Source organism: Bradyrhizobium sp. HKCCYLRH3061 (genome assembly GCF_051168015.1).
Taxonomy (GTDB): domain Bacteria; phylum Pseudomonadota; class Alphaproteobacteria; order Rhizobiales; family Xanthobacteraceae; genus Bradyrhizobium.
In genome coordinates this window covers 1-23,306 of record NZ_JBNPUE010000015.1, presented here as the reverse complement: position 1 = coordinate 23,306, position 23,306 = coordinate 1, and the positions used below count along the sequence as shown (strand labels likewise).

The window sequence follows — 23,306 nt, the reverse complement described above, 5'->3', positions numbered from 1 at the left end:
GCCTCCGCTGGAGAGCCGAGCCAATGAAAATTATTTTAGACCTAAAATATCTCCTGGCAAGTCCCTTTGGTTCCCGCGGCCGCTCAATTGCCCTGGAAGACCGGTTTGGACTTGGCGGCGAACGCTTCGAAGGCGCGGTTGAAATCCTCTGTCGTCATGCACAAGGCCTGGGCAACTGCCTCCGCCTCGATCGCCTCCTCGACCGACATCGCCCATTCCATCGCCAGCATGCGCTTGGTCATCGTGTTGGCAAAGGTCGGGCCGTTCGCGATCTCTGTTGCCAGTGTCACGGCCTGCCCCAGCACGTCGGCGGGCGCGACGGTGCGGCTGAAGAAGCCCCAGCGCTCGCCCTCGTCCGCGCTCATGAAGCGGCCAGTGTAGAGCAGTTCGGACGCACGCGATTGGCCGATGATGCGCGGCAGGATCGCGCAGGCGCCCATGTCGCAGCCGGCAAGACCGACCTTGTTGAACAGGAACGCGACCTTGGCGCCGGTCGCTGCGAGACGAATGTCGGAGGCCATCGCGATGATGGCGCCGGCACCGGCGCAGATGCCCTCGACGGCGGCGACGATCGGCTGCGGACAGGCGCGCATCGCCTTGACCAGGTCGCCGGTCATGCGGGTGAAGGCGGTGAGACCCTTGGTGTCCATCTTCACCAGCGGACCGATGATCTCGAACACATCGCCGCCGGACGAGAAGTTGCCGCCGGCGCCGGTCACGACCACCGCCTTCACCTCATCGTCGAAGGCACAGGCCCGGAAGAAATCGGTCAGCTCGCGATAGCTCTCGAACGTCAGCGGATTCTTGCGCTCGGGCCGGTTCAACGTCACGGTCGCGACGCGATCCTTGACCGTAAGCAGGAAATGGCTGGGCTTGTAGTCCGCCAGCGGCACGGTGACGGGGTTGGCCGGTCTCGACATGTAAGTTCCCTCTGTTCAACTGTTTTCGTTAGGCCAGGGCGCTGCGGCTCACACTTCGCCGCCGGCAACCGCGATCGCCTGCCCCGTGATCGCACCGGCACCGCTGCCGCACAGCCACAGCACAGTGTCGGCAACCTCCTGCGGCATGATGAGACGCCCCTGCGGATTGTGCTTGGCAAGCTCGGCGATCGCTTGCTCCCGGCTGCGGCCGGTCTTTTTCATGATGTTGTCGACGCTTTCCGCGACAAGATCGGTATCGGTAAAGCCGGGACACACGGCATTGACCGTGACGCGCGTCGCGGCCAGCTCCAGCGCCAGCGATCGCGTGAGGCCGACGACCGCATGCTTGGCCGCGGTGTACGCGCTGACATAGGGATAGCCCTTGAGGCCCGCGGTAGACGCCACTGCGACAATCCTGCCATAGGGCCTGCCCTTCATTGCCGGCAGCACCGCCTGCACGGCGTGTACGACGCCCATGAAGTTGATGTCCATCATGCGGTGGAACAACGCGGTGTCGGATTTCAGGAACGGCGCCGATTCTGCGCTTCCCGCATTGGCGACCAGAATGTCGATCGGCTGATGCGCGGCGGCGCTTGCGGCTGCGGCATTGAGCGCCGCCGGATCGGCAACATCGGCGATTGCGGCATGATCTGCGCATCCGGCCGCGATCGCCTCATCGAGCGTTGCGCGGTTGCGACCGACGATCGTCACGGTTGCGCCCGCAAGCTTCAAGGCGCGCGCGATTTCGCGGCCAATGCCGCGCCCGCCCCCGGTCACCATCGCATGCGCGGCTTGCGGAAGTCCGGACATGCGTGCGCCTCCTCTGATTTCGTTGGCTCGTCTCGACGGAGAAGTTATTTTAAACTTCAAATTTTTGCAACAACACGCCGGAAGCGGCTTGACACCTCGTTTACCGCGACTAGCGTTCAAGGGCCTGGAGCGAGCAACGTAGCGGCCTCGGGCATATCTCGGAGGTCTGCGTGCCTGCGTCGCAAATCGTTACCACGAAGGACGGCCGCTTCGGCTACGAGGCATCGGGGACGCCCGAGCAACAGAGCGTTGTGTTCCTGCACGGCATCGGTGGCGCCGCGCGCGCCTGGCGTGGTCAGCTCGATTATTTCGGCGAGCGCTGCCATGCGGTGGCCTGGGACATGCCGGGCTATGGCCGATCCGCCCGGCTCGACATGGTCAGCATCACCACGCTCGCCGCTGCGCTCCAAGACTTCCTGATTCAGATCGGCGCCAAGCAGCCGATCCTCGTTGGTCATTCCATCGGCGGAATGATCGTACAGGAATGGTTGACGATGCATCCACAGGCCGCGTCGGCCGTGGTGTTGGCTCAGACCAGCCCGGCCTTCGGCAAGGCCGACGGCGACTGGCAGAAATCGTTCATCGAGGCCCGCCTCGGCCCGCTGGATCGCGGAGCGACGATGGCGTCATTGGCGTCGGGCCTGGTCGAGGAGTTGGTCGGCGACGATCCCGATCCGCACGGCCTTGAAATTGCAACCTCCTGCATGGCCGGCGTGCCCGAGGCAAGCTATCGCTCGAGCATGCTGGCCCTGCTCGGTTTCGACCGGCGACAAGCCTTGAGGGACATCAAGGTGCCGACGCTGGTGCTCTCGGGATCGAAGGATCGCAACGCACCGGCGCCGATGATGGAGAAGATGGCAAGCTTCATTCCCGCGTCGAGCTATGTCGAGATCCAAGGCGCCGGCCATCTCGTCAATCTCGAACGGCCCGGCGAATTCAACACTGCGCTCGACGCCTTTCTGAAGGCGCACGCGACAACGACGGCAGCGGAGGCACAATGACCATTCAGGTCCAGAAGACGGCGACGGCATCCCGTGAGGCGCTCGACGCCCCGATGTTCGATCCGGCCGCGTACCGGCTGACCGCTGAGCAGGCCGACATCATCACTCGCGCTCGGCAACTCGGACAGAGCGTGCTGGCGGGCCGCGCCGCGACCTGGGATCGCGAGGCGAGCTTTCCGACTGAGAACTACAAGGACCTGCATCGCGCCGGCCTGCTCGGCATCTCCGTTCCCAAGGCTCTCGGCGGCCTCGGCGCCGGCTACCAGACCTATGCACTCACCGCCGCCGAGATCGGCCGCTATTGCGGCGCGACCGCGCTGACCTGGAACATGCACGTTTGCTCGACCTTATGGTCCGGACCGCTCGCCGACGACCTCGACATGGAGGACGACGTCCGCGCCGAGCATGAGCGGCGGCGCGCGATCCACTACAAGCGCATCGTCGAGGACGGCGCGATCTACTCGCAACCGTTCTCGGAAGGCGGCGCAGCTGCGGCGGGCGGCGTCGCCTTCGGCACCGAGGCCAAGCCGGTCAATGGCGGCTGGCTGATCAACGGCAAGAAGATCTTCGCCTCGCTTGCCGGACACGCGGATTATTATGGTGTGCTATGCACCGAGGTCAGCGAGGGCGAGAAGGCGTCCCGCCGCAACACGCTCTATCTCGCGGTGCCGGCGAAAACGGAGGGCGTCTCCGTCGTCGGCGACTGGGATCCGCTGGGCATGCGCGGCACGGTGTCACGCACGCTGCTGTTCAAGGATGTCTTCGTCGCGGAGGACGCCGCCTTGATGCCGCGCGGCGTCTACTTCCAGGCGGCCATGCGCTGGCCGCACATGTTCATGACGCTGTCGCCGACCTATATGGGCCTGGCGCAGGCGGCCTATGACTTCACCGTCAAATATCTGCGCGGCGAGGTGCCGGGCATGCCGCCGGTCAAGCGGCGGATGTATCCGACCAAGCAGATCGCGGTGGCGCAGATGCAGATCAAGCTGGAGCAGATCAAGGGCATCTGGTTCCAGGCGGTGACCGAGGCGCGCGCCAATCCGACCAAGGAGCAGGTGCTGCGCGCCTATGCGGCGCAATACTCGGTGATGGAGGGGGCCAATGACCTGGCGGCGCTCGCCATCCGCACCTGCGGCGGACAGTCGATGCTCAAGACGCTGCCGCTGGAGCGCATCTATCGCGACAGCCGTTGCGGCTCCCTGATGCTGCCCTGGACCGCCGAATTGTGCCTCGACCGCATCGGCCGCGAGGCACTGTACGAGCCCGGCGAGACGGACGACTGAGCGTGGACCTCTGCAACCTGATCGAGCGCAATGCGGCGTTCACGCCGGACAAGCCGGCGATCCACTTCGAAGGCGTGACGCTGAGTTATGCCGATTTCAGCGCGCGCATCGCTCTGACGGCGCGGGCGCTGAAATCGGAGTTCGGCGTCGGGCGCGGCGACCGCGTCGCGATCCTGAGTCTCAACCGGCCGGACTATCTGGTCCTGCTCTATGCTTGCGCGCGGCTTGGCGCGATCCTGGTGCCGCTGAACTGGCGGCTTGCGGTGGCCGAGCAGGTCTTCATTCTTTCCGATGCCGCGGCCAAGGTGCTGGTGCTCGAGCAGGCGTTTGCGCCGGTGCTGCCGGTGCTAGCGGAGCAGCACCCGGAGACAGTGCCGGTCGGCATCGATTTCACGCCGGCTAACGGATTGCAGATCGACGATCTCCTAGCGCGTGGCCACGGCGACGATCGCAACCCGCACATCGATCTCTCCTGCCCGCTGCTGATCGTCTACACCTCGGGCACCACGGGCCGGCCGAAGGGCGCAGTGCTGCGGCAGGAGGCGCTGCTGTGGAACGGGGTGATGAGCCAGCACATGCATGGCCTGACCTCCGACGATCACGTGCTGACGGTGCTGCCGCTGTTCCATGTCGGCGGGCTCAACATCCAGACCACGCCGGCGCTGCATCACGGCGCCACCGTCACGCTGCACGCCCGCTTCACCCCGGATTCGACGCTGGCCGCGATCGTCAACGACCGGCCGACATTGACCGTGCTGGTGCCTGCAACGATCCAGGCCGTCACCGAGCATCCGGGCTGGGCCGCCGCGAACCTGTCGTCGCTCAAGGCCGTCGCCACCGGCTCGAGCATCGTGCCGCCGGCGCTGATCGCGCGTATCACGGCGCGCGGTGTGCCGGTACTGCAGGTCTATGGCTCGACCGAGACCTGTCCGATCGCGGTCTACACGCGGCTCGGCGGCGACCTCTCGCGCGCAGGCTCGACCGGCCTGCCCGGGCTGTGCTGCGAGGCCAAGATCATCGACAAAGACGGCGACGAGCTTCCGGCGGGCAAGGCGGGCGAGATCGCCGTGCGCGGGCCCAATCTGTTCTTCGAATATTGGGGCAACGCCAAAGCCACGCAACAGGCGATCCATGACGGCTGGTACCGCACCGGCGACATCGCCCAGCGCGATGCGGAGGGGTACTTCTTCGTGCTCGAGCGCAAGAACAACATGATCATTTCGGGCGGCGAGAACGTCTATCCGGCCGAGATCGAGCGTGTGCTCAGCGAGCATCCCGACGTCATCGACTGCGGCGTGATCGGCCGGCCCGATTCGCGCTGGGACGAGGTGCCGGTCGCCTTCGTGGTCAAGCGCCAGGGCTGCGCGCTTGAGGCCGAGACCCTGCGCGCGCATCTGCAGTCGCAGCTCGCGCGCTTCAAGGTGCCGCGGGACATCGTTTTCGTCGACGACCTGCCGCGCACCGCGCTCGGCAAGGTGCAGCACCATCTGCTGCGCCAGATCGATGACCCCAGATAAGCGAGACGGAGACGCGCTCTTGAAAATTGCAGTGCTCGGCGGCGGCAACGGCTCCTTTGCAGCGGCAGGCGATTTCGCGCTCGGAGGCCACGAGGTCCGGCTGTGGCGCCGCGATGCGGACGCTGTCGCGCAGCATCGAGCGGCGGGCTCGACGATCGTCGTCAAGGACGTCAATGGCCGGCATGAGGCCAGGCTCGCGCTGGTCACGACCGACATCGGCGAGGCCGTCCATGGTGCCGAGCTGATCCTCTGCCCGGCGCCGGCCTTCGCACAGGCCGACATCGCGCGCCGTCTGGCGCCGCATCTGACCGACGGCCAGGTCGTATTCCTGCCGCCGGCGACCTTCGGCACCATGATCTTCGCGGCGGCCGCACGCGATGCCGGCAACAAAGCCAGCGCCAGCTATGCCGAGACCGGCACCCTGCCCTGGCTGACCCGCAAGCATGGCCCGTTCGAAGTGGCGATCACCATCCGCGCCAAGCGGCTGCCCGTCGGCGTGTTTCCTCTCAGGACGGCGGACCGCGCTCTCGCGGTGATCGGCCGCGCCTTCCCTGGCGTGATCGAGTCGTGCGGCGATGCTCTGTCGGGCGCACTGATGAATGCCGGCTGCATCATTCATCCGCCGCTGATCGTGATGAATGCAGGGCCGATCGAGCACTTCGAACGCTGGGACATCCACAAGGAGGGCACGCAACCGTCGATCCGCCGCGTTACCGATGCGCTCGATGCGGAGCGGATTGCGGTGCGCGAAGCGCTCGGCTATGGCGCGCCGCATTTCCCGCTGGCGCATCACTACGCCAAGGAGGGCGAGATCTGGATGTATGGCCGCGGCTCGCACGATCGGCTCACCGATTCCGGCGATTGGCGCGAGCAGCTCGTGCTGACGCAGCACCGCTACATGCGCGAGGATCTCCGGCTCGGCCTGTCGTTCCTGATCTCGGCGGCCGAGCTGAGCGGCACGCCGGTGCCGCTTGCCCGCGCTTTCCTTGCCATCGGCGGCGCAATCTGCGGCGAGGATTTTTGGGCGACGGGACGCACGCTCGCCAGCCTCGGCCTTAGCGGTCTCGATCGAACCGCCTTGCAGGCGCTGCTGCGCGACGGGTTCGCGGCATGAGCACGCGCGGTCATATTGCCTGCCTCGGCGCCGGTCGCATGGGGCGCGGGATCGCGGTGGCTTTCGCCTATGCCGGCCATCCCGTGACCATGATCGACATCAAGCCGCGCACGGCGGCCGAGTTCGACAGGCTGCGGCGCGGGGCGCTCGGCGAGATCAGCGCGACGTTCGCGACCTTGACGCGGCTCGGGATGCTGCAGGCCGCGGATGCCGACAGACTGATGGCGAAGATCAGCGTGGCTCCGGCCGGCGCGAGCAGCGACGTGCTGGTGCAGACCACGCTCGTCTTCGAAGGCGTGCCGGAGATCGTCGACCTCAAGCGCGAGGTCTTGGCTGCGGCGTCGCGCGCGGTCGCGCCGGACGTGATCATCGCCTCGACGACGTCGACCATCCTGGTCGATGATCTCTCCGGTGCGGTCGAGCGGCCCGAGCGCTTTCTCAATGCCCATTGGCTCAACCCGGCCTATCTGATCCCGCTGGTCGAGATCTCGCCGGGCAAGGCCACAGATCCCGACGTCACGGCGCGGCTGAAGGCTTTGCTGGAAGACATCGGCAAGGTGCCGGTGGTCTGCGCGGCGACGCCGGGCTTCATCGTGCCGCGCATCCAGGCGCTCGCCATGAACGAGGCGGCGCGGATGGTCGGCGAAGGTGTCGCCAGCGCCGAGGAGATCGACAAGGCGATCCGCTACGGCTTCGGCTTCCGCTACGCCGTGCTCGGCCTGCTCGAATTCATAGACTGGGGCGGCGGCGACATCCTCTATTACGCCAGCCGCTATCTCGAAGGTGCGCTGGGTAGCGACCGCTACCGCGCGCCCGAGGTGATCGAGCGCAACATGGCGGAGGGCCGCATCGGCCTGCGCACCGGTTCGGGCTTCCTCGACTACTCCGGCATGGACGTCGCCGCCTATCGCGAGCAGCGGCTGGGAGCGCTGGTCGACATGCTGCGTCACTTCAAGCTGGCCCGGCCGCCGGTGGTGGATTGAGGCGGAGCACGTCGCAGCGACGGAGCCATGGGGTGGCCAAAGGCGCGCCACGCCGTCGTCCGATCGTGACGACGTCTCGCGCGCCGTGCCCACCGGTCGCACCGATCGCGTGGATCTACGGTGGGCACGCAACCGCCCTGCGAGCGGCCGCTTTGCCCGCCCTACGGATGCGGAGAATAGACGGGGCGACTGCTCGTGAATGGGCCCTCTCCCCTTGCGGGAGAGGGCATGTGGGACAGCGCGGCTGGCTCGGTTGGGTGAGGGGTATGCCTCGACGAAGTTTGCCTGCGGAGAGAGACCCCTCACCCGACCGCGTTTGTTGATAGGCCGGAGATGCCCTCTCCCACAAGGGGAGAGGGCGATGTATCGAGCAGCGCGCCGGCCGAGATGTTTTGAGTCGAAGATGCACGTTCGGCAACATCCGGCGGATTCACGGTTCAAACAGCGATCGACATGCGGACGCGGTCTCGCGACGCATTTGCGTCCGAGGCTGCTGATTAGTTCGTCCCTCTTCACATGCAGAGGGCGCAGGGAATGCCGGGTGAAGGCCTCACCCATGGCCCGCCTGCGAAAAAAATGCAGGCGGCAGGTACCACAGGCAAAGCCGAACACGCCGGCATTCCCTGCGCGATGGGTCTAACGCTTATACGCAGTCTCCCTGGTGCGCCGGGCTTGTTGGCCACCATCACCGCGCGGCACTGAGGCCGACGCGACTTGATACCAGCGTCGGGGTATCAGGACGCTGCGACTTCACGTCCGCGACAGATCGTTCGTCCGCGCCCTCGTAAGAAGGCGCTGCGATCTCTCGCGGCCATCGCATCCCCACCTCGCGTGTCGTGACGATCGCGCGCAACGCCCCTCCGCAGTGAGGCGGGATGCAGAGAGAGAACCACGATTTCCGAAAAATAGCAAGTGATTTATTTTTTTCTGAATTCGCTCAGGTTCGGGATCGTCATCGATACGCCTCGTCGTGTTGGGCGACCTGCCGCCGCGACCAAGGTGCGCTCCCCTCCCCCTTGCGGGGAGGGGAGCGCACCGTTGTCGGGGCGATTGCTCGAATACGCCAAGGAGTTTACCCGAACACGTCCTGCAGCACGCCTTCCTTGATCACGGCGACCCCGTCCAGCTCGATCGTTGTCCCCATCATCGGCAGGTCGAAATGACCCGCCGTGTAGCGGCCGGCGAATTCATTGGCGCCGGTGGAGAACAGGAAGTTGCCGGGGACGGCGCGCAGTTCGGTGCCGTTGGTGTCGCGCTGGTCGTACATGGTCAGCGCCTCGTAGCGCGCGCCGGGGTTCATGCCCCAGCCGACATGCGACACCGCATAGGCCTCGCGGTCGCCCCAGGAGGCGAGATAGGCACGCATCATCGCGGCGTCGGCGCCCTCGCCTGCCAGGTCGGTGATGTAGTCGTCGCGCAGCGTCATCGTGACAGGCGATGAGAGATAGCGCTTGAAGGTGAGGTTGATGTCGCCCGGCGCCATGACGATGGTGCCGTTGACCGATTTGCTCTTGGGAAAGCTGACGACGATGCCGCCCGGCCAATGCGCCAGCGTGCCGGGACGGTCGGTCCAGCCCCAAACGCCGACGGTCGAGGCGCCCTCCATGACGACGTCGAGATCGGTGCCGGCCTTCGACGTCACGCGCATGCGTTTCGTGCCGCGCAGCATCTTGGCGGCGGCCCGCACGCGCTTCTCCAGCGCCGAGTCAGGCCGCATGCGCTCGAGCGCTTCCGGATGCTCATTGGAGATGACGAGAATGCGCGCGCCGGCTTTGAGGATCTCCGGCGTCTCCACCGCGTGCATCAGGCCCTCGATGGTGCAGTCGACGACGAAGCCCGCTTGCTGCAAGGCCGTCACAACGGGGCCGAGCTTGCCGATCGCCTCCGACGCGCCGGTCGAGCGCACCGGCACCGGGTGGGGGTTGCGCGGGGTCGGCACCACGACGTGGAACGGACGCGCGCCCATGCGCAGCAGCGCCAGCTCGGCGATGTGCACGTTGAGCGGGCGCGACTGCGTCTCCGAGAGGATGGCGGCGGTATCGCCGGCCTTCACGGCACAGCGCTCGAAGATCTCGCAGAATGCGTCGATCCATTTCGCCTCGATGCGATCCGCCAGCATGGTCGTTCTCCCGATTGTTGTCGTTGTTTGTATCAGACCGAGGGGAAGCCGCGCAGCAGGTAAGCGCGCAGGCCCTGCAGCAGGGCGTTGAGAATGAGGCCCAGGAGCGAGATCGTGATCAGCGGCACGAACATGTCGACGGCCTGGAAGGTGCGCGCGGCGGTCACCAGCACATGGCCGAGCCCGTCGGTCGAGGTGATCATCTCGGCGAGGAACACGACGATGCAGGAGATCACGAGGCCGATGCGGCAGCCGGTCAGGATCGACGGCATCGCGGCCGGCAGCACCACCTTCCACAGCACGTCGCGCGGCGGCGTCCCGGCTGCGAGTGCCGACCAGATCAGCTTCTGCTCGACCGTGGTGGCGCCGTAATAGGTCGACAGCAGGATCGGAAACAGCGCATCCGCCGCCACCAGCATGATCTTGGATTCGTGGCCGAAGCCGAGCAGCAGCAGGAAGGCCGGATAGAGCGCGACCTTCGGCAGCGGCGCCAGCACGCGCACGATGGGCTTGACGGCGGCGTTGACGGGCGGGCTCACCGCAGCGGCAATTCCCAGGGAAACACCGAGCACCACGGCGATCGCAAAGCCGGCGAACAGCCGGAACAGCGTCGCCACGATGTCCTGCTGGAAGGTGACGCTCGAGAGCTGCTGACCCATGCGCAGGAACACCTGCCCCGGCGGCGGCAGCAGGGTCGGCGGCGCGTAGCCGAACGACACCAGCGCCTGCCACAGCAGCAGGACCAGCACGATCGGCGCGGCGCCCAGCAGGATGTCGTTGGAGGTGCGCGTCATGAGAAGCTCAAGGGCATGTCGAACTGCGGCTCGGACCAGCGAACCAGCCAGCGCCTGACGACCTCGAACGCCGCATCGAGGCAGATGCCCATGGCGCCGATGATGATGATCATCGCGAACACCGTGTCGTACTGGCCCATGTCGAGCGCGTTGAACAGGATGTTGCCGGCGCCGGACTGCCGCGCGATCATCTCGCTGGTGACCATCGTGATCAGCGCCAGCACCAGGCCCGTGCGGCAGCCGGTCAGGATCTCCGGCAAGGCCGCAGGCAGGACGATGCGCAGCAGACGCTCGGCCGGCGACAGACCCATCGCCGCTCCCGACCACAGCATCTTCTCCTCGACCGCCTTGGCGCCCTCGAAGCTGTGGTAGATCACCGGAAGGCTGACACCGAGGAAGATCACCAGCGTCTTGGAGATGTCGCCGACGCCGAGCCACAGCATGATGATCGGCATCAAGGCCGCCTTCGGCACCGGGTAGATCAGCATCAGCAGCGGATTGAAGAAGGCGGCGGTCGACCGGCTGCGCCCCATCAGCAACCCGAGCGGAATCGAGAAGGCGAGCGCCAGCGCGAAGCCGATCGCCATCCGCCGCAGCGAGGCCAGGATGTTGATCAGAGATTCCTTGTCGGTGAGGATCGGCGGGATCGCGCGCAGCGACTCCAGCGCGGTCGGGAAGCTGTCGTTCTTCAGCCCGAGCGAGGCGAGCTGCCAGGCCAGGAGCAGACCGCAGCAAGCCATCACCGGCGCAAGCGGCTTTGACAGGCCATTCATGACGGCAGCTCGTTGTCACCGGAATCATCGAACATGCGCTCGATGTCGACGATGTATTTCTGATAGCGCGGGTCCAGCAGCAGCTCCTCGCGGCGGCGCGGCCGGGGCAGATCAATGTCGATCACCTCGCGGATGCGGCCGGGCGAGCGCGACATCATCACGACCTTGTCGGACAGGAACACGGCTTCCTCGACCGAGTGGGTCACGAACAGCACCGTCTTGCGGTCGCGCTCCCAGATGTCGAGCAGGTCGTTCTGCAGCCGCGTGCGCGTGTGCGCGTCGAGTGCGCCGAACGGCTCGTCCATCAGCAGCACCTCCGGCCCGTAGGCCAAGGTGCGCGCCAGCGCGACGCGCTGCTTCATGCCGCCGGAGAGCTCCTTGGGATAGAATTTTTCGAAGCCGGTGAGGCCGACCATGGCGAGCAACGTCCGCGCGAGCGCCTCGGCCTTCGCCGGCTTCTTGCCCTGCTGCAGCGGGCCATACATGACGTTGCCGAGCACGCTCTTCCAGGGGAACAGCGCGAACTCCTGGAACACCGGGCCACGATCGGGGCCGGGACCGGTAATCGGCTTGCCCTTCATTTTCGCGGTGCCGCTGGTCGGGCTGACGAAGCCACCGACGATGTAGAGCAAGGTCGACTTGCCGCAGCCGGAGGGCCCGAGGATCGAGACGAAGGCGCCCTCGCCCACCGTCAGCGAAATGTCCGACAGCGCGGTGTGGTCGCGGCGCGACGAGGTCTTGAACACCTGCGACACGTGATCGATCTCGATGATCGGCGTGGCCGCGCGGCGGCCGAGCGGCGTGCCCGCAAGCTGGCCGGGTCGGATCGGGGTCACGCCCATGTCGGCTTCTCTTTCCGATGCAGCACGCTCAAACGCTCCGTGAAATCAGGCAAGACAGACTGCCGCAGATTAGCAAGAACCCTGCCAATCGTCGCGCTTCGCGGCTCATTCCTGCTCCTGGTCGAACCAGGGCCATTCGGCCGGCCCTTCGTGAGTCACGGCGCCGAGCGGTGCCTGCCCAACGAGTTTCGCGTATTTCGCCAGTGCCCCCGCCCTGTGCCGCGGCGGCCGCTGCGACCACGCGCTGCGGCGCGCGCCAAGCTCGGACTCGTCGAGCAGCACATCGAGCGTGCGCGCCTTCGCATCGATGCGGATCGGATCGCCATCCTGCACCAGCGCCAGCGGACCGCCGACGAAGGCTTCCGGCGAGACATAGCCGATGCACAGGCCGCGGGTGGCGCCGGAGAAGCGGCCGTCGGTGATCAGCGCAACCTTCTCGCCCATGCCCTGGCCATAGATCAGCGCGGTGACGCCGAGCATCTCGCGCATGCCGGGGCCGCCGACCGGCCCCTCGTTGCGGATGACGAGCACCTCGCCGGCCTGATAGTTGCGTGCGCGCACGGCTGCGACGCAGGCCTCCTCGTCCTCGAAGACGCGGGCACGGCCTTCAAACACCAGGTTCTTGAGGCCGGCAACCTTGATGACGGCGCCATCGGGCGCGAGGTTGCCCTTGAGCACGGCGACGCCACCGTCGGCCATGATCGGCCTGGCCGGGCTGAACACGATCTCGCCGTCCGGCGCGTTGGCCGAGCCGTATTCCTCGGCCAGCGTGCGGCCCGTCACCGTGAGGCAGGAGCCGTCGATGTGGCCGCTCTCGATCAGCGCGCGGATCACCACGGCGGCGCCGCCGATGTCGTAGACGTCCTTGGCGGTGTACTTGCCGCCCGGCCTGAGATTGCCGATCAGCGGCGTGCGCGCGAACACCTCGCCGACATCGTCGAGCGTGAAGCGGATGCCGGCCTCATTGGCGATCGCCGGCAGATGCAGCGCCGCGTTGGTGGAGCCGCCGGTCGCCGCGACGATCGCCGCGCCGTTCTCCAGCGCCTTCCGGGTCACGAGGTCGCGCGGCAGCGGGCCGCCACGCGCGAGCATCTGCATGATCAGGCGTCCGGCCTGCCGCGCCACGTGGGCGCGCTCGGCATAGACGCCGGGGATCATCGAGACGTTGGGCATCGACAGGCCCATTGCCTCCGACAGCATGCCCATGGTGTTGGCGGTAAATTGCCCGGCGCAGGCGCCGATGGTCGGCAGGCAGGACCGCTCGATGCCTTCGAGCGTCTGTGCATCGATCTCGCCGGTCATGTAGCTGCCGACGGCTTCATACGAATCGAGCACCGTCAGCGTCCTGCCCTGATACTTGCCGGGCAGCGCGCTGCCGCCATAGATGAAGATCGAGGGCACGTTGCAGCGGACCATGCCCATCATCACGCCGGGCAAGGTCTTGTCGCAGCCGCCGAAGCCGATCAGCGCATCATAGGCAAGGCCGTGGACAACGGCCTCGATCGAGTCGGCAATCAGCTCGCGCGAGAACAGAGAGAACTTCATTCCCTCGTGGTTCATGCTGATGCCGTCGGAGACCGAGACGGTGGCGAACTCGCGCGGCGTGCCGCCGGCCTCCGAGATGCCCGTCTTCGCCGCGTCGACCTGGACGTCGTGCGTCATGTTGCAGGGCGTCTGCTCGCCCTTCTGGCTGACGACACCGATCATCGGCTTGGCGATGTCGGCGTCATCCAGCCCCATCGCGCGCATGAAGGCGCGGTGCGGGGCGCGGTCGAGCCCCTCCACCGTCACGCGCGAGCGCAGCTTCCTCATCGACACGAGCTCCGCGCCAGCCGCCTACTGGATCGGCGCGACGATCGTCGGATGCTTGAAGTGGGCGACGTCGAGCTTCGGCAGCATGCCGGTCTCGGCGTAGATGTCGAGCATCTTCTGGATCGCCGGGAAGTTCGGCGCGGCGACCGGGTCGCGGCCGAAATCATTGTCTTTCAGCAGATAGGTATCGATCACGGCGACCGGCGCCTTCATGACCTCCGACACCACCTTCAAGGTCTCGTCGCGGTTGGCGAGCGCCTTCTTCATGCCGGCGGTGATGTCGCGGACATAGGCCTTCACCAGCTCAGGGTTCTTGTCGACGAAATCGGCGCGGCAGGCCTCGAGGATGTGGACGATGTTCGGCATCGCCTCGGACAGCGAGAACAGCTTACGGGTGCCGCCCTTGGCCTCGGCGCGCGCTGCAAAGGGCTGATTCATGTTGACGGCGTCGACACGGCCCTGGCGCAGCGCATCCTCCGACACCGCGAAACCGACCTCGACCAGCTTGATGTCCTTGGCGGGATCGAGCCCGGCCTTCTTCAAGAGCATGTTGAACGGCCCCTGCGTGCCGCCACCGATCACGGAGATGCCGACCGTCTTGCCCTTGAGATCGGCGATGGTCTTGATCGGCGAATCGTCCTTGACCGCCCAGTAGACCGAGAAGCCGCCCGGCTTCTCATAGACGTGCTGGGCGACGATGTAAGCCTTGAGGCCGCCGCCGACGACGCCGTTGGCCAGTGACAGCGGCGCCTGCGTGGCGCAGTCGAGCGCGCCGGCGGCAAGCGCCTGCGTCATCGGTGCCGTTCCCTGGAACTGGGTCCACTCGATGTTGTAGGTCTTGCCGATATCCGGAAATTCGGCGGGCCGCTTCATCATCCAGTATTTGGATTCTTCCGCCGGGATGGTCCAGCCGACGCGGATCGTCTGCTGTGCGAATGTCGGCCCCGCGCTCGTCACCAAAGTCATCGCCGCGAGTGCCGCCAGCATCAACCGTTTCCGCATCACGCCCCTCCGCCTCATCAAAAAAGGAACCTCGCGGAGAATGTTTCATGTCTCAAATATCCGTGCAAGCGCGGAAAACGCCCCGCCCTTGCCTGCCCCATGGGCATGCCCGCTTTGCAGCGCGACAAGGCCGGATCATCGTGAGGCGCCGCGGTCCGTGTGCCGCAGCGCTGTCGACAACGCAAGGTCGCACGCTCCAAGGTGGCGAGGGTGGCCGGTCAGCCGACTGGCGTTGCCGCGCCGCACGCGCTAGGGAGAAGCTCCGAATTGACCTTTTGAGGAGTTCTTCGATGTCGATCCAGCGTTTCGAAATTGGCCCGCGCATGAGCCAGGTCGTCGTTCACGGCAATACCGTCTATCTCGCCGGCGTCGTCGCGCAGAAGACCGCCGGTGAAAGCGTCACCAAGCAGACCGAGGAGATTCTCTCGATCATCGACGGCCACCTCGCCAAGGCCGGCACCGACAAGTCGAAGCTATTGTCGGCGACGATCTACCTCACCGACATCAAGACGTTCGGCGAAATGAACGCCGTGTGGGATGGCTGGGTCTCGGCCGGCAACACCCCGGCGCGCGCCACTGTCGAGGCCGGCCTTGCCGCGCCGCAATACACCGTCGAGATCATGGTGATCGCGGCGAAGTAAGTCGCAGCGGCCGCCGCGGCGCTATTCGGTATCGCGGCGGCCGGTGTTGCGATTGAGCGGATCACGCCGCTCGCGCATGAGCCCTTCCGGAAGCACCGGCTCGGTGCCTGGCAACGGCTCAGCGCGCACGTCGGCGCCCCACTGCTCCTGCTGGCGGGGCGTCGTTTCGTCCTTGACCTGCGGCGACTGCGGCAGACCGTCCTTGCTGACGGGGTCGTAGGCGCCGGAGCGCAGGTCGCGGGTGTCTCTGCCTGTCATGGTGTTTCAACAAGCGTCGTCCGGCATTCGTTCCTGATCGCCGGCATGGAACAGAAGGCCTTCCTCTGAGCGCAGAGGTCGGCGTCGATGGTGGCGATGCAGCCACGGTCAGGACTGCGGCCGCAACGGCGCGCCCTCGCGGATGCCGTCGACCTTTACGGCGAGCCGCTTGATCTTGTCGTAAAGCGTCTGTTTCGGAATGCTCAGCAGCGCCGCGGTCGCCGGCACGTCGCCGAGCTTGCGGCGCAACGCGTCCTCGATGATCGAGCGCTCGATGTTCTCCAACTGCCGTGGCAGCGACAGCTCCGAGGCTGCGGCGCCCGAGCGGTCGAGGACCTTGCGGTCGAGCACGCCGAGCACGAAGCGGTCGGCGACGTTGCGCAGCTCGCGCACATTGCCCGGCCATGAATAGCCGAGCAGCAGCGACATGGTCTGCTCGTTCACGATCGGCGCATCGCGCTCGAACCGCTTGGCGGCCTCGAGCGTGAAATGCTCGAACAGGATCGGGATATCCTCGCGGCGCTCGCGCAACGGGGGCAGCTCGATGAAGGCGACGCCGAGGCGATAATACAGGTCGGCGCGGAACAGCTTCTGCTCGCTGAGCTCGAACAGATTGGCCTTGCTGGCCGCCACCACGCGGCAATCCACCGCCACGGGCTTGTTGGAGCCGACGCGCTCGACCGAGCGGTCCTGCAGCGCGCGCAGCAGCTTCACCTGCACGCTGAGCGGCATGCTCTCGATCTCGTCGAGGAACAGCGTGCCGCCATGGGCGTATTCGATCTTGCCGATCCGCTGCTTGGTCGCGCCGGTGAAGGCGCCGGCCTCGTGGCCGAACAATTCGCTCTCGACCAGCGACTCCGGCAGGCCGCCGCAATTCACCGCGACATAGTTGCCGCCGCGCCGGGCGCTGTGGGCGTGCAGGCAGCGGGCGACGACGTCCTTGCCGGTGCCGGTCTCGCCATAGATCGTCACGTCGACATTGGTGGACGCGAGATTGGCGACGAGGCGGCGCACCTCCTGGATCTGCGGCGAGCGCCCGAGCAGGCTCGCCTCGATGCCCTGGCGGTCGGCGAGCGCCGAGCGCAAGGTGTGGACTTCGAGCGTCAGGCGCCGCTTGTCGAGCGCGCGGCGTACCACGGAGACGAGCTGCTCCGACGAGCACGGCTTTTCGATGAAGTCGTAGGCGCCGTTGCGCATCGCGTCCACGGCCATCGAGATGTCGCCATGACCGGTGACCAGGATGACCGGCAGGTCCGGATCGAGCCGGTGCAATTCGGACAGCCACTCCGTGCCGCTCTTGCCGCGCAGCCGCACGTCGGACACCACCACGAACGGCATGTCGGCGCGGACGATTGCGCCGGCGGCTTCGGCGGAGGCGAACGGCGTCACCGGGAGGCCGGCGAGCTGCAGCGCCTGGACGGCGCCGATGCGGACATCCTCGTCGTCCTCGACATAGATCACGCCGACCGGTTGCTCAGGAGTCATGCGGGGACCTCTTCAATCGGCGAGCGGCAGCAGCACGATGAATTCGGCGCCGGCCGGCTCGAGATTCCGCGCCCGCAGCTCGCCGCCGAATGACCGTGCGATGTGGTTGGCGATGACGAGCCCAAGCCCGAGGCCCTTGCCGGCCGGCTTGGTCGTGACGAAGGGCTCGAACAGGTGCGGCAGGACATCGGCGGCGATCACCGGGCCGCTGTTGGCGATGGCGATACGGCACTGCCCCTCCTCACGCACGGCGTGGATGTGGATGGACTTCCGCGCGGCGCCCTCGACGGCATCGAGCGCGTTGGCGATGATGTTGCAGAGCAGTTGCTCGAGCCGGATCTGTTCGGCCCTGACATGAAGCTCGGGCGCGAGATCGATGGTCACGTCGACATGGCCGTCCTTCACCCGCGCGCCGAGGATCTTGAATGTCTCGGACAGCGCCTGCTCGACCGCGACGGCATCGAGCGGCGCGTTCGATTTGTAGGCGAACACGCGCAACTGGCCGGTCAGGCGCGCGAGACGGCGAACCAGCTCGCCGATGCGGATGAGATTGCCGCGGGCCTCGCCGATCATGCCGCGATCGACGAATTGCACGGCATTGTCGGAGGCGGTTTGCAGCGCCGCCAAGGGCTGGTTGATCTCGTGCACCATGCCCGCCGACATCTGGCCGAGCACGGCGAGCTTGCCGGCATGGACGAGTTCGTCCTGCGCGGCGCGCAATTCGGCGGTGCGCTCCTGCACCCGCATTTCCAGCCTGTCATTGGCGGCCTGCAGCGCGGCCTGGCTCGCCAGCCGCTGCCGGATCTCGCGGCGTCGCTGCGCCAGCAGGCCGAACGCCAGCAGCGCCACGATGCTGGCGAGACCCGAGAGCGTGCCGATGATCAAGGCCGTCCGCCGGATCGGCGCCTCGTCGTCGAGCAGCAGCAGCTGCCATTGCCGCCCGTTGAGCGGACGCTCGTCGACGCTGGAGACCGCGCCACGATCGGTCGCGACCTGACCGCCGCGATCGGTCCTCTCCATGAAGGTCCAGCCGAGCGGCGCGAGGCTGGAACTGCCATAGGGCTTCGACGTCGCGATTTCCTCGAGCGCATCCACCGAGAGCGGCGTCAGCGGGCGGAAGCGCCATTCCTCGCGCGAGGCGAGAATGGTGACGCCGCGGGCGTCGACCAGAAGCATGTCGGCACCGCGGTTGCGCCATTCGCGCTCGAAGGCATCGAGATTGACCTTGACGACGGCGACGCCGATCGTCCGTCCCTGTTGCTTGACGGCATAGGACAGGTAATAGCCGGCGCGCGCGCTGGTGATGCCGATGCCGAAGAACGCGCCGCGGCCGGTCGCCAGCGCCTGGCGCATATAAGGCCGGTAGGACAGGTTGCTGCCGACCGGCGTGCCCGGCTGGTCGAAATCGGCGGCGGCGATCGCATCACCGGCGACGGTGAGGACATAGAGGTTGTCGGCGCCGGCCAGCAGATTGATCGACTTCAGATGCAGGCTGACGCTCTGCTGCAGCGCGCGATCGTCCGGCGTGCCGAGCAGCCGGAAGACATCGGGCGAGGTCTCCAGCAGCGACGGCAGATATTCGAAGCGCGAGAGGTAGCCGTCGAGCTGCGCGGCCTCGACCGCCAGCCGCTGCTGGGCCGTGGCGTGCCGCTGATCGAGCCCGCGGGAAAAGGCAATGGCATAGCCGAACCAGGCCGCCGTGCCGACCAGCGCAGCCGCCATCACTCCGCGAACGACCAAACCCGCGCGCCTGCGGACCACCGCAGTGACGTCGGGATGTCGCTCGAGGCCGATCCGGAATGGAAGGTCCGTCATTCCCTTTTCCAGGCCCATCGCTCCCAGGCCCATGCACCGGGCCGCGCCTGCCGTATCCGCAATTGTTCTGCAAGTCTAAGGCCTTGCCGGGCCACAGGCGACAACAAAATCGGCCGTGTCGGCGCCCTGGGCACCCACGTCAGTGCAGCTTGACGTGCGGCTCGGTGCGGCGGGTGATCAGCCGCGCCAGCGTGTCCAGGGTCACCTTGGCGAAGCCGTGCAGCGCGTATTCGTGCATCTTGTAGAGCGACAGATACATCATCCGCGCGAACAGGCCTTCGAACACCAGATTGCCGCCGACCAGCGCGCCCATCATCGAGCCGACGGTGCTGAACTCGCCGAGCGACACCAGCGAGCCGAAATCGTGATAGCGGTAGTCCGCCAGCGGCTCGCCCCTGATGAAGCGCGGGATCTGCCTGTAGAGGTGCGAGGCCTGCTGATGCGCGGCCTGCGCCCGCGGCGGCACGTTGCCGCGCTCGCCCCAGGAGCAGGCCGAGCAGTCGCCGATCGCGAAGACGCGCTCGTCGCGCGTGGTCTGCAGGGTCTGCCTCACCACGAGCTGGTTGATGCGGTTGGTCTCCAGCCCCGCGATGTCCTTCAGGAAATCGGGCGCCTTGACGCCGGCGGCCCAGACGATCAGCTCCGCCGGGATGACGCGGCCGTCGGCGAGGCTCACTTTGTCGGGCCCGACCTCGGCGACCTTGGCGCCGACCAGCACCTCGACGCCGAGCCTTGCGAGCAGCTTCTCGGTCTCGCGCGACACCCGCTCGGGCAAGGCCGGCAACACCCGGCCCGCGGCTTCGATCAGCGTGATCCGGATGTCCTTCTCGGCATCGACCTGGTCGAGGCCATAGGCCACCACCTCGCGGGTCGTTCGATGCAGCTCGGCGGCCAGCTCGACGCCGGTCGCGCCGGCGCCGATGATCGCCACCTTGAGCTGGTGCGGGGCGATCGGCGACGACTGCGAGTGGGCGCGGATGCAGGCGTTGACCATGCGCTCGTGGAAACGCCGGGCGTCGTGCTGCGATTCCAGCTTGATCGCGTGGTCGACGACGCCGGGCGTGCCGAAATCATTGTTCTGGCTGCCGATGGCCATGACGAGCACGTCATAGGGGATGGTCCGCCGCGGCGTGACCTCGCGCCCCTCCGCATCGAGATAGGGCGCCACCAGCACCTCGCGCTTGTCGCGGTCGAGGCCGATCATGTCGCCGATGCGGTAGTGGAAGCCGTGCCAATAGGCCTGGGCGAGATAGTCAACCTCATGCGCCGAGAGGTCCATGCTGCCCGCGGCGATCTCGTGCAGCTTCGGCTTCCAGACATGGGTGCGGTTGCGCTCGACCAGGGTGACGTCGAGCTTCCCCTTGCGGCCGTATCCGTCTCCGAGCCGGGTCGCGAGCTCCAGGCCGCCGGCACCGCCGCCGACGATCACGATGCGAGGAACACCAGACTGCGCGACGGCCATCATCCAACCTCCCCAAGGGTGACCGCGCCGCGACGGAGGGACTGCGATGTCACTCCGGTTGCGTCATCACGTCGGAATGCGCGGCCTTGCGGCGCCAGGCAGGATGCCTCCACGGTGAGCCCCTGCCCGCTGCCACCCTAGCAGATTATCCGAGATGTTGGCGGCATCGCGATTGGGCTTGACCGACTGATGCGCCGGGCCCCTGACGATGACGAAGCGGGCATGCCACATTTTGGCACGACGGCGCCACTGACGCTGGAATGCGACAGCAGCGCCACCCGCGACCGCAGGCCTATCCCGTCGTGACGGCGACCTCGACATCGGCCGGATCGATATCGCGATCGAGCGCGATGCGCAGCTTGTCGCGATCCAGCTCGCCTTCCCACCACGCCACGATCACGCAGGCGACGCCGTTGCCGCACAGGTTGGTCAGGGCGCGGCATTCGCTCATGAACTTGTCGATGCCGAGCACGATTGCCATGCCGGGAACGAGTTCCGGCCGCACGGCCGCAAGTGTTCCGGCCAGGGTGATGAAGCCTGCGCCGGTGATGCCCGAGGCGCCCTTCGAGGTCAGCATCGCGACCAGCAGGATCGTGATCTGCTCGCCGAAGGACAGGTGGACGTTCATCGCCTGCGCAATGAACAGCGTCGCCAGCGTCATGTAGATGTTGGTGCCGTCGAGATTGAACGAGTAGCCGGTCGGAACCACCAGGCCGACGACCGGCTTGGAGCAGCCGAGCCGCTCCAGCTTCTCCATCATCTGCGGCAGCGCGCTCTCGGACGACGAGGTGCCGAGCACGATCAGCAGCTCGTCCTTGATGTATTTGAGGAACTTGAAGATCGAGAACCCGGCGATGCGGGCGATGATGCCGAGCACGATCACGACGAAAGCGATCGCCGTGAGATAGAAGGTCGCGATCAGGCCGGCGAGGTTGCCGAGCGCCTGCGGCCCATAGCGGCCGATGGTGAAGGCCATGGCGCCGAAGGCGCCGATCGGAGCGGCCTTCACCACGAGAGCGATGACGCCGAAGATCGCGTGCGCGGCGTCGTCGACGAAGGCGCGCATCGTGTGGCCGCGCTCGCCGAGCGCCATCAGCGAGATGCCGAACAGGATCGAGAACAGCAGCACCTGCAGGATCTCGCCCTGCGCGAACGCTCCGACCACCGTGTCCGGGATGATGTGAAGCACGAAGTCGACCGACTTCATCTCGCTCGCCTGCTTGGCGTAGTTGGCGACGGCGGCGGCGCCGGCGTTGCTCTGGCCCTGGAACCCGGCCCCCGGCTGGATGAAATTGCCGACGATGAGCCCGAGCGCGAGCGCGAAGGTCGAGACGATCTCGAAATAGATCAGCGCCTTGACGGCGACGCGCCCGACCTTCTTCACCTCGGAGACATGCGCGATGCCCGACACGACGGTGCAGAAGATGACCGGCGCGATCACCATCTTGATCAGCTTGACGAAGCCGTCGCCGAGCGCCTTGATCCATTCGTTCTTGCCGAGCTCGGGCCAGAGCCAGCCGACGACGACACCGAGCACGATCGCGAACAGGACCTGCACATAGAGGATCCGGTAGAACGGCTTCTGCGGCGCCGCGGCCGCTGTGATGGTTGCAGACATCGTATCTTCTCTCCCTGATCTTACTCGGTCTATCTCTCTGGCCTGCCTAGGACCCGCTTCCGCGCCGGCTCCATTGCGTGCCGGGGCAACGTCGCGCGTCTGGACGCGGGCCGCGCGAGGCGGACCCGCTAAGCTGCGCAGTCGGGATCGCCCGTCACCGGGTCTCAGGTGAGGAATGAGCTGTAGGCTGGCATCCGGACGTCCCCTCGCATCTGTTGTTCTGGAGCTGGCGCTCGTTTGGCGGCTCAGTAAGCAGCAATCGTGCCAGCCGAACGGTGCGGCGTGAGGCATCTGCATGTCCTTCAGTTTGCTGCGATTTGTGAACCATCACTCCCGCCGGGCCAGGGCCCTCGCGGCGCCGCGTCTGGACTTTCGGAAAATGGCCCCGGCCGGCGCCCGAAGAACCGGACGGGCCGGCACGCCGTGGCCCGACCGGCCCCGCCGGTGATCACGAGCAGGTATCGCCCGTCCGCGATGAGGTTCGGTCCGCGTGGTCGTGCTCGACGAAGCCACAACAAGATCGATCAGCCCGGGCCGCCAGACTCCTTGGGCCAAAGCGGCGCGATCCAGCCCAGCGATTATTCCTTTGTCAGATCGGTCTCGGGTTGGGAACGCACATTTCCTGCGGATATCTTTCCGCATGGAGGTGAACTGATCGTTCTAAGTCGGTGCGGGCGTCGAAGCGCAGGTCGATGGCAAGGCGATGGATGCTGTCGAGAAGTCGTGCGACGAGTGCGTTTCCCATGACCAGGCGTGTTCCGTGTGTCGCCGATCCGGTCCATCGCATAGCGGGTGAGAAGACCGAGGACATGCCTCAATGGTCCAGCGAGGTGGACCGGATGCGCCGCGAACAGGACGCCCGTCTTCCGCTCGAGAAAGTCGAGAACGATCGGGCCGGCCTTGAGGAACATGTCCACGCGTCGGTAGGTCGCGTGCTGGCCGAACATCGCGGTGAGATAGGTGCGCGCAGCGGCGTCCCCCATTGGCGCTAACTTACCATTTTGCTGCCGGAAATGGATGATTCCTCGGTCGAGTGACTGACGAATCGCTTTCGAAC

At 66.5% G+C, this 23,306-nt stretch carries 19 protein-coding genes and 1 pseudogene; 6 read left to right on the top strand and 14 right to left on the bottom strand.

Annotation, left to right across the window (positions count from 1 at the left end; genetic code table 11):
• Positions 1 to 83: 83 nt before the first annotated feature.
• Together ACQR2C_RS22980 and ACQR2C_RS22975 are read right to left on the bottom strand one after the other, a co-directional pair.
• Positions 84 to 920 carry an enoyl-CoA hydratase family protein gene (locus tag ACQR2C_RS22980; RefSeq protein WP_434882184.1) on the bottom strand — a complete coding sequence of 279 codons (837 nt, stop codon included), beginning with the start codon at positions 918 to 920 and terminating at the stop codon, positions 84 to 86.
• Positions 921 to 968: 48 nt separating this feature from the next.
• Positions 969 to 1,730 (bottom strand): SDR family NAD(P)-dependent oxidoreductase, encoded by a 762-nt coding sequence (locus tag ACQR2C_RS22975; protein ID WP_315802545.1) that lies wholly within the window; start codon positions 1,728 to 1,730, stop codon positions 969 to 971.
• 170 nt (positions 1,731 to 1,900) lie between these two features.
• On the opposite strand from ACQR2C_RS22975, the gene ACQR2C_RS22970 reads away from it, so the two are divergent.
• From ACQR2C_RS22970 to ACQR2C_RS22950, 5 genes are read left to right on the top strand one after another with little or no spacing between them, the layout of a single operon-like run.
• Positions 1,901 to 2,731 carry an alpha/beta fold hydrolase gene (locus tag ACQR2C_RS22970; protein ID WP_434882183.1) on the top strand — a complete coding sequence of 277 codons (831 nt, stop codon included), beginning with the start codon at positions 1,901 to 1,903 and terminating at the stop codon, positions 2,729 to 2,731.
• Entirely contained in the window at positions 2,728 to 4,014 is a 1,287-nt protein-coding gene (locus ACQR2C_RS22965; protein WP_434873914.1) for an acyl-CoA dehydrogenase family protein, read from the top strand. The genes ACQR2C_RS22970 and ACQR2C_RS22965 overlap by 4 nt, the downstream gene beginning before the upstream one ends.
• 2 nt (positions 4,015 to 4,016) lie before the next feature.
• Entirely contained in the window at positions 4,017 to 5,531 is a 1,515-nt protein-coding gene (locus ACQR2C_RS22960; protein WP_434882182.1) for a class I adenylate-forming enzyme family protein, read from the top strand.
• Positions 5,532 to 5,550: 19 nt separating this feature from the next.
• Positions 5,551 to 6,645: an NAD/NADP-dependent octopine/nopaline dehydrogenase family protein gene (locus ACQR2C_RS22955; protein ID WP_315802413.1), complete on the top strand. Its 1,095-nt coding sequence runs from the start codon at positions 5,551 to 5,553 to the stop codon at positions 6,643 to 6,645.
• Positions 6,642 to 7,628: a 3-hydroxybutyryl-CoA dehydrogenase gene (locus tag ACQR2C_RS22950; protein ID WP_434882181.1), complete on the top strand. Its 987-nt coding sequence runs from the start codon at positions 6,642 to 6,644 to the stop codon at positions 7,626 to 7,628. Before ACQR2C_RS22955 ends, ACQR2C_RS22950 begins: the two co-directional genes overlap by 4 nt.
• A gap of 1,072 nt (positions 7,629 to 8,700) precedes the next feature.
• Here ACQR2C_RS22950 and ACQR2C_RS22945 read toward each other — a convergent pair.
• The 6 genes from ACQR2C_RS22945 to ACQR2C_RS22920 all read right to left on the bottom strand — a co-directional run bounded on the left by ACQR2C_RS22945 (position 8,701) and on the right by ACQR2C_RS22920 (position 14,970).
• Positions 8,701 to 9,747: a peptidase M29 gene (locus tag ACQR2C_RS22945; RefSeq protein WP_315802411.1), complete on the bottom strand. Its 1,047-nt coding sequence runs from the start codon at positions 9,745 to 9,747 to the stop codon at positions 8,701 to 8,703.
• A gap of 32 nt (positions 9,748 to 9,779) precedes the next feature.
• Positions 9,780 to 10,541 (bottom strand): ABC transporter permease, encoded by a 762-nt coding sequence (locus ACQR2C_RS22940; protein ID WP_315802410.1) that lies wholly within the window; start codon positions 10,539 to 10,541, stop codon positions 9,780 to 9,782.
• Positions 10,538 to 11,314: an ABC transporter permease gene (locus ACQR2C_RS22935; protein WP_434873917.1), complete on the bottom strand. Its 777-nt coding sequence runs from the start codon at positions 11,312 to 11,314 to the stop codon at positions 10,538 to 10,540. The genes ACQR2C_RS22940 and ACQR2C_RS22935 overlap by 4 nt, the downstream gene beginning before the upstream one ends.
• Positions 11,311 to 12,156: an ABC transporter ATP-binding protein gene (locus ACQR2C_RS22930; RefSeq protein WP_315802408.1), complete on the bottom strand. Its 846-nt coding sequence runs from the start codon at positions 12,154 to 12,156 to the stop codon at positions 11,311 to 11,313. The genes ACQR2C_RS22935 and ACQR2C_RS22930 overlap by 4 nt, the downstream gene beginning before the upstream one ends.
• A gap of 105 nt (positions 12,157 to 12,261) precedes the next feature.
• Positions 12,262 to 13,968, bottom strand: a complete 1,707-nt coding sequence (gene ilvD, locus ACQR2C_RS22925; RefSeq protein ID WP_434873919.1) for a dihydroxy-acid dehydratase — start codon at positions 13,966 to 13,968, stop codon at positions 12,262 to 12,264.
• Between the two features lie 24 nt (positions 13,969 to 13,992).
• A complete protein-coding gene (locus tag ACQR2C_RS22920) occupies positions 13,993 to 14,970 on the bottom strand; it encodes an ABC transporter substrate-binding protein (RefSeq protein ID WP_434873920.1) in 978 nt (325 codons plus the stop codon).
• Positions 14,971 to 15,260: 290 nt separating this feature from the next.
• Between ACQR2C_RS22920 and ACQR2C_RS22915 the strand changes: the two genes are divergently transcribed.
• On the top strand, positions 15,261 to 15,611 hold the full coding sequence (locus tag ACQR2C_RS22915) for a RidA family protein (RefSeq protein WP_315715601.1): 351 nt from the start codon (positions 15,261 to 15,263) through the stop codon (positions 15,609 to 15,611).
• Positions 15,612 to 15,632: 21 nt separating this feature from the next.
• On the opposite strand, the gene ACQR2C_RS22910 is transcribed toward ACQR2C_RS22915, so the two are convergent.
• The 6 genes and pseudogenes from ACQR2C_RS22910 to ACQR2C_RS22885 all read right to left on the bottom strand — a co-directional run.
• The gene (locus ACQR2C_RS22910) at positions 15,633 to 15,869 is read right to left on the bottom strand and encodes a hypothetical protein (protein ID WP_434882180.1); all 237 of its coding nucleotides are present in this window, start codon (positions 15,867 to 15,869) and stop codon (positions 15,633 to 15,635) included.
• Positions 15,870 to 15,977: 108 nt separating this feature from the next.
• Entirely contained in the window at positions 15,978 to 17,354 is a 1,377-nt protein-coding gene (locus tag ACQR2C_RS22905) for a sigma-54-dependent transcriptional regulator (RefSeq protein ID WP_434882179.1), read from the bottom strand.
• Positions 17,355 to 17,366: 12 nt separating this feature from the next.
• On the bottom strand, positions 17,367 to 19,169 hold the full coding sequence (locus ACQR2C_RS22900) for a sensor histidine kinase (RefSeq protein ID WP_434882178.1): 1,803 nt from the start codon (positions 19,167 to 19,169) through the stop codon (positions 17,367 to 17,369).
• A gap of 139 nt (positions 19,170 to 19,308) precedes the next feature.
• Complete coding sequence (locus ACQR2C_RS22895; protein WP_434882242.1) at positions 19,309 to 20,631, bottom strand: NAD(P)/FAD-dependent oxidoreductase; 1,323 nt, start codon at positions 20,629 to 20,631, stop codon at positions 19,309 to 19,311.
• Between the two features lie 292 nt (positions 20,632 to 20,923).
• Positions 20,924 to 22,249, bottom strand: a complete 1,326-nt coding sequence (locus ACQR2C_RS22890; RefSeq protein ID WP_434882177.1) for a dicarboxylate/amino acid:cation symporter — start codon at positions 22,247 to 22,249, stop codon at positions 20,924 to 20,926.
• A 578-nt stretch (positions 22,250 to 22,827) separates the two neighbouring features.
• Positions 22,828 to 23,306: pseudogene (locus ACQR2C_RS22885) on the bottom strand (hypothetical protein); the annotation flags it as partial.

What these genes read in the sequence shown, in the direction of transcription:
- ilvD (WP_434873919.1), bottom strand. Translation starts at nt 13,968, where the DNA reads ATGAGGAAGCTGCGCTCGCGCGTGACGGTGGAGGGGCTCGACCGCGCC.
- ACQR2C_RS22930 (WP_315802408.1), bottom strand. Translation starts at nt 12,156, where the DNA reads ATGGGCGTGACCCCGATCCGACCCGGCCAGCTTGCGGGCACGCCGCTC.
- ACQR2C_RS22905 (WP_434882179.1), bottom strand. Translation starts at nt 17,354, where the DNA reads ATGACTCCTGAGCAACCGGTCGGCGTGATCTATGTCGAGGACGACGAG.
- ACQR2C_RS22900 (WP_434882178.1), bottom strand. Translation starts at nt 19,169, where the DNA reads ATGACGGACCTTCCATTCCGGATCGGCCTCGAGCGACATCCCGACGTC.
- ACQR2C_RS22975 (WP_315802545.1), bottom strand. Translation starts at nt 1,730, where the DNA reads ATGTCCGGACTTCCGCAAGCCGCGCATGCGATGGTGACCGGGGGCGGG.
- ACQR2C_RS22890 (WP_434882177.1), bottom strand. Translation starts at nt 22,249, where the DNA reads ATGTCTGCAACCATCACAGCGGCCGCGGCGCCGCAGAAGCCGTTCTAC.
- ACQR2C_RS22920 (WP_434873920.1), bottom strand. Translation starts at nt 14,970, where the DNA reads ATGCGGAAACGGTTGATGCTGGCGGCACTCGCGGCGATGACTTTGGTG.
- ACQR2C_RS22895 (WP_434882242.1), bottom strand. Translation starts at nt 20,631, where the DNA reads ATGGCCGTCGCGCAGTCTGGTGTTCCTCGCATCGTGATCGTCGGCGGC.
- ACQR2C_RS22950 (WP_434882181.1), top strand. Translation starts at nt 6,642, where the DNA reads ATGAGCACGCGCGGTCATATTGCCTGCCTCGGCGCCGGTCGCATGGGG.
- ACQR2C_RS22945 (WP_315802411.1), bottom strand. Translation starts at nt 9,747, where the DNA reads ATGCTGGCGGATCGCATCGAGGCGAAATGGATCGACGCATTCTGCGAG.
- ACQR2C_RS22940 (WP_315802410.1), bottom strand. Translation starts at nt 10,541, where the DNA reads ATGACGCGCACCTCCAACGACATCCTGCTGGGCGCCGCGCCGATCGTG.
- ACQR2C_RS22965 (WP_434873914.1), top strand. Translation starts at nt 2,728, where the DNA reads ATGACCATTCAGGTCCAGAAGACGGCGACGGCATCCCGTGAGGCGCTC.
- ACQR2C_RS22910 (WP_434882180.1), bottom strand. Translation starts at nt 15,869, where the DNA reads ATGACAGGCAGAGACACCCGCGACCTGCGCTCCGGCGCCTACGACCCC.
- ACQR2C_RS22980 (WP_434882184.1), bottom strand. Translation starts at nt 920, where the DNA reads ATGTCGAGACCGGCCAACCCCGTCACCGTGCCGCTGGCGGACTACAAG.
- ACQR2C_RS22915 (WP_315715601.1), top strand. Translation starts at nt 15,261, where the DNA reads ATGTCGATCCAGCGTTTCGAAATTGGCCCGCGCATGAGCCAGGTCGTC.
- ACQR2C_RS22935 (WP_434873917.1), bottom strand. Translation starts at nt 11,314, where the DNA reads ATGAATGGCCTGTCAAAGCCGCTTGCGCCGGTGATGGCTTGCTGCGGT.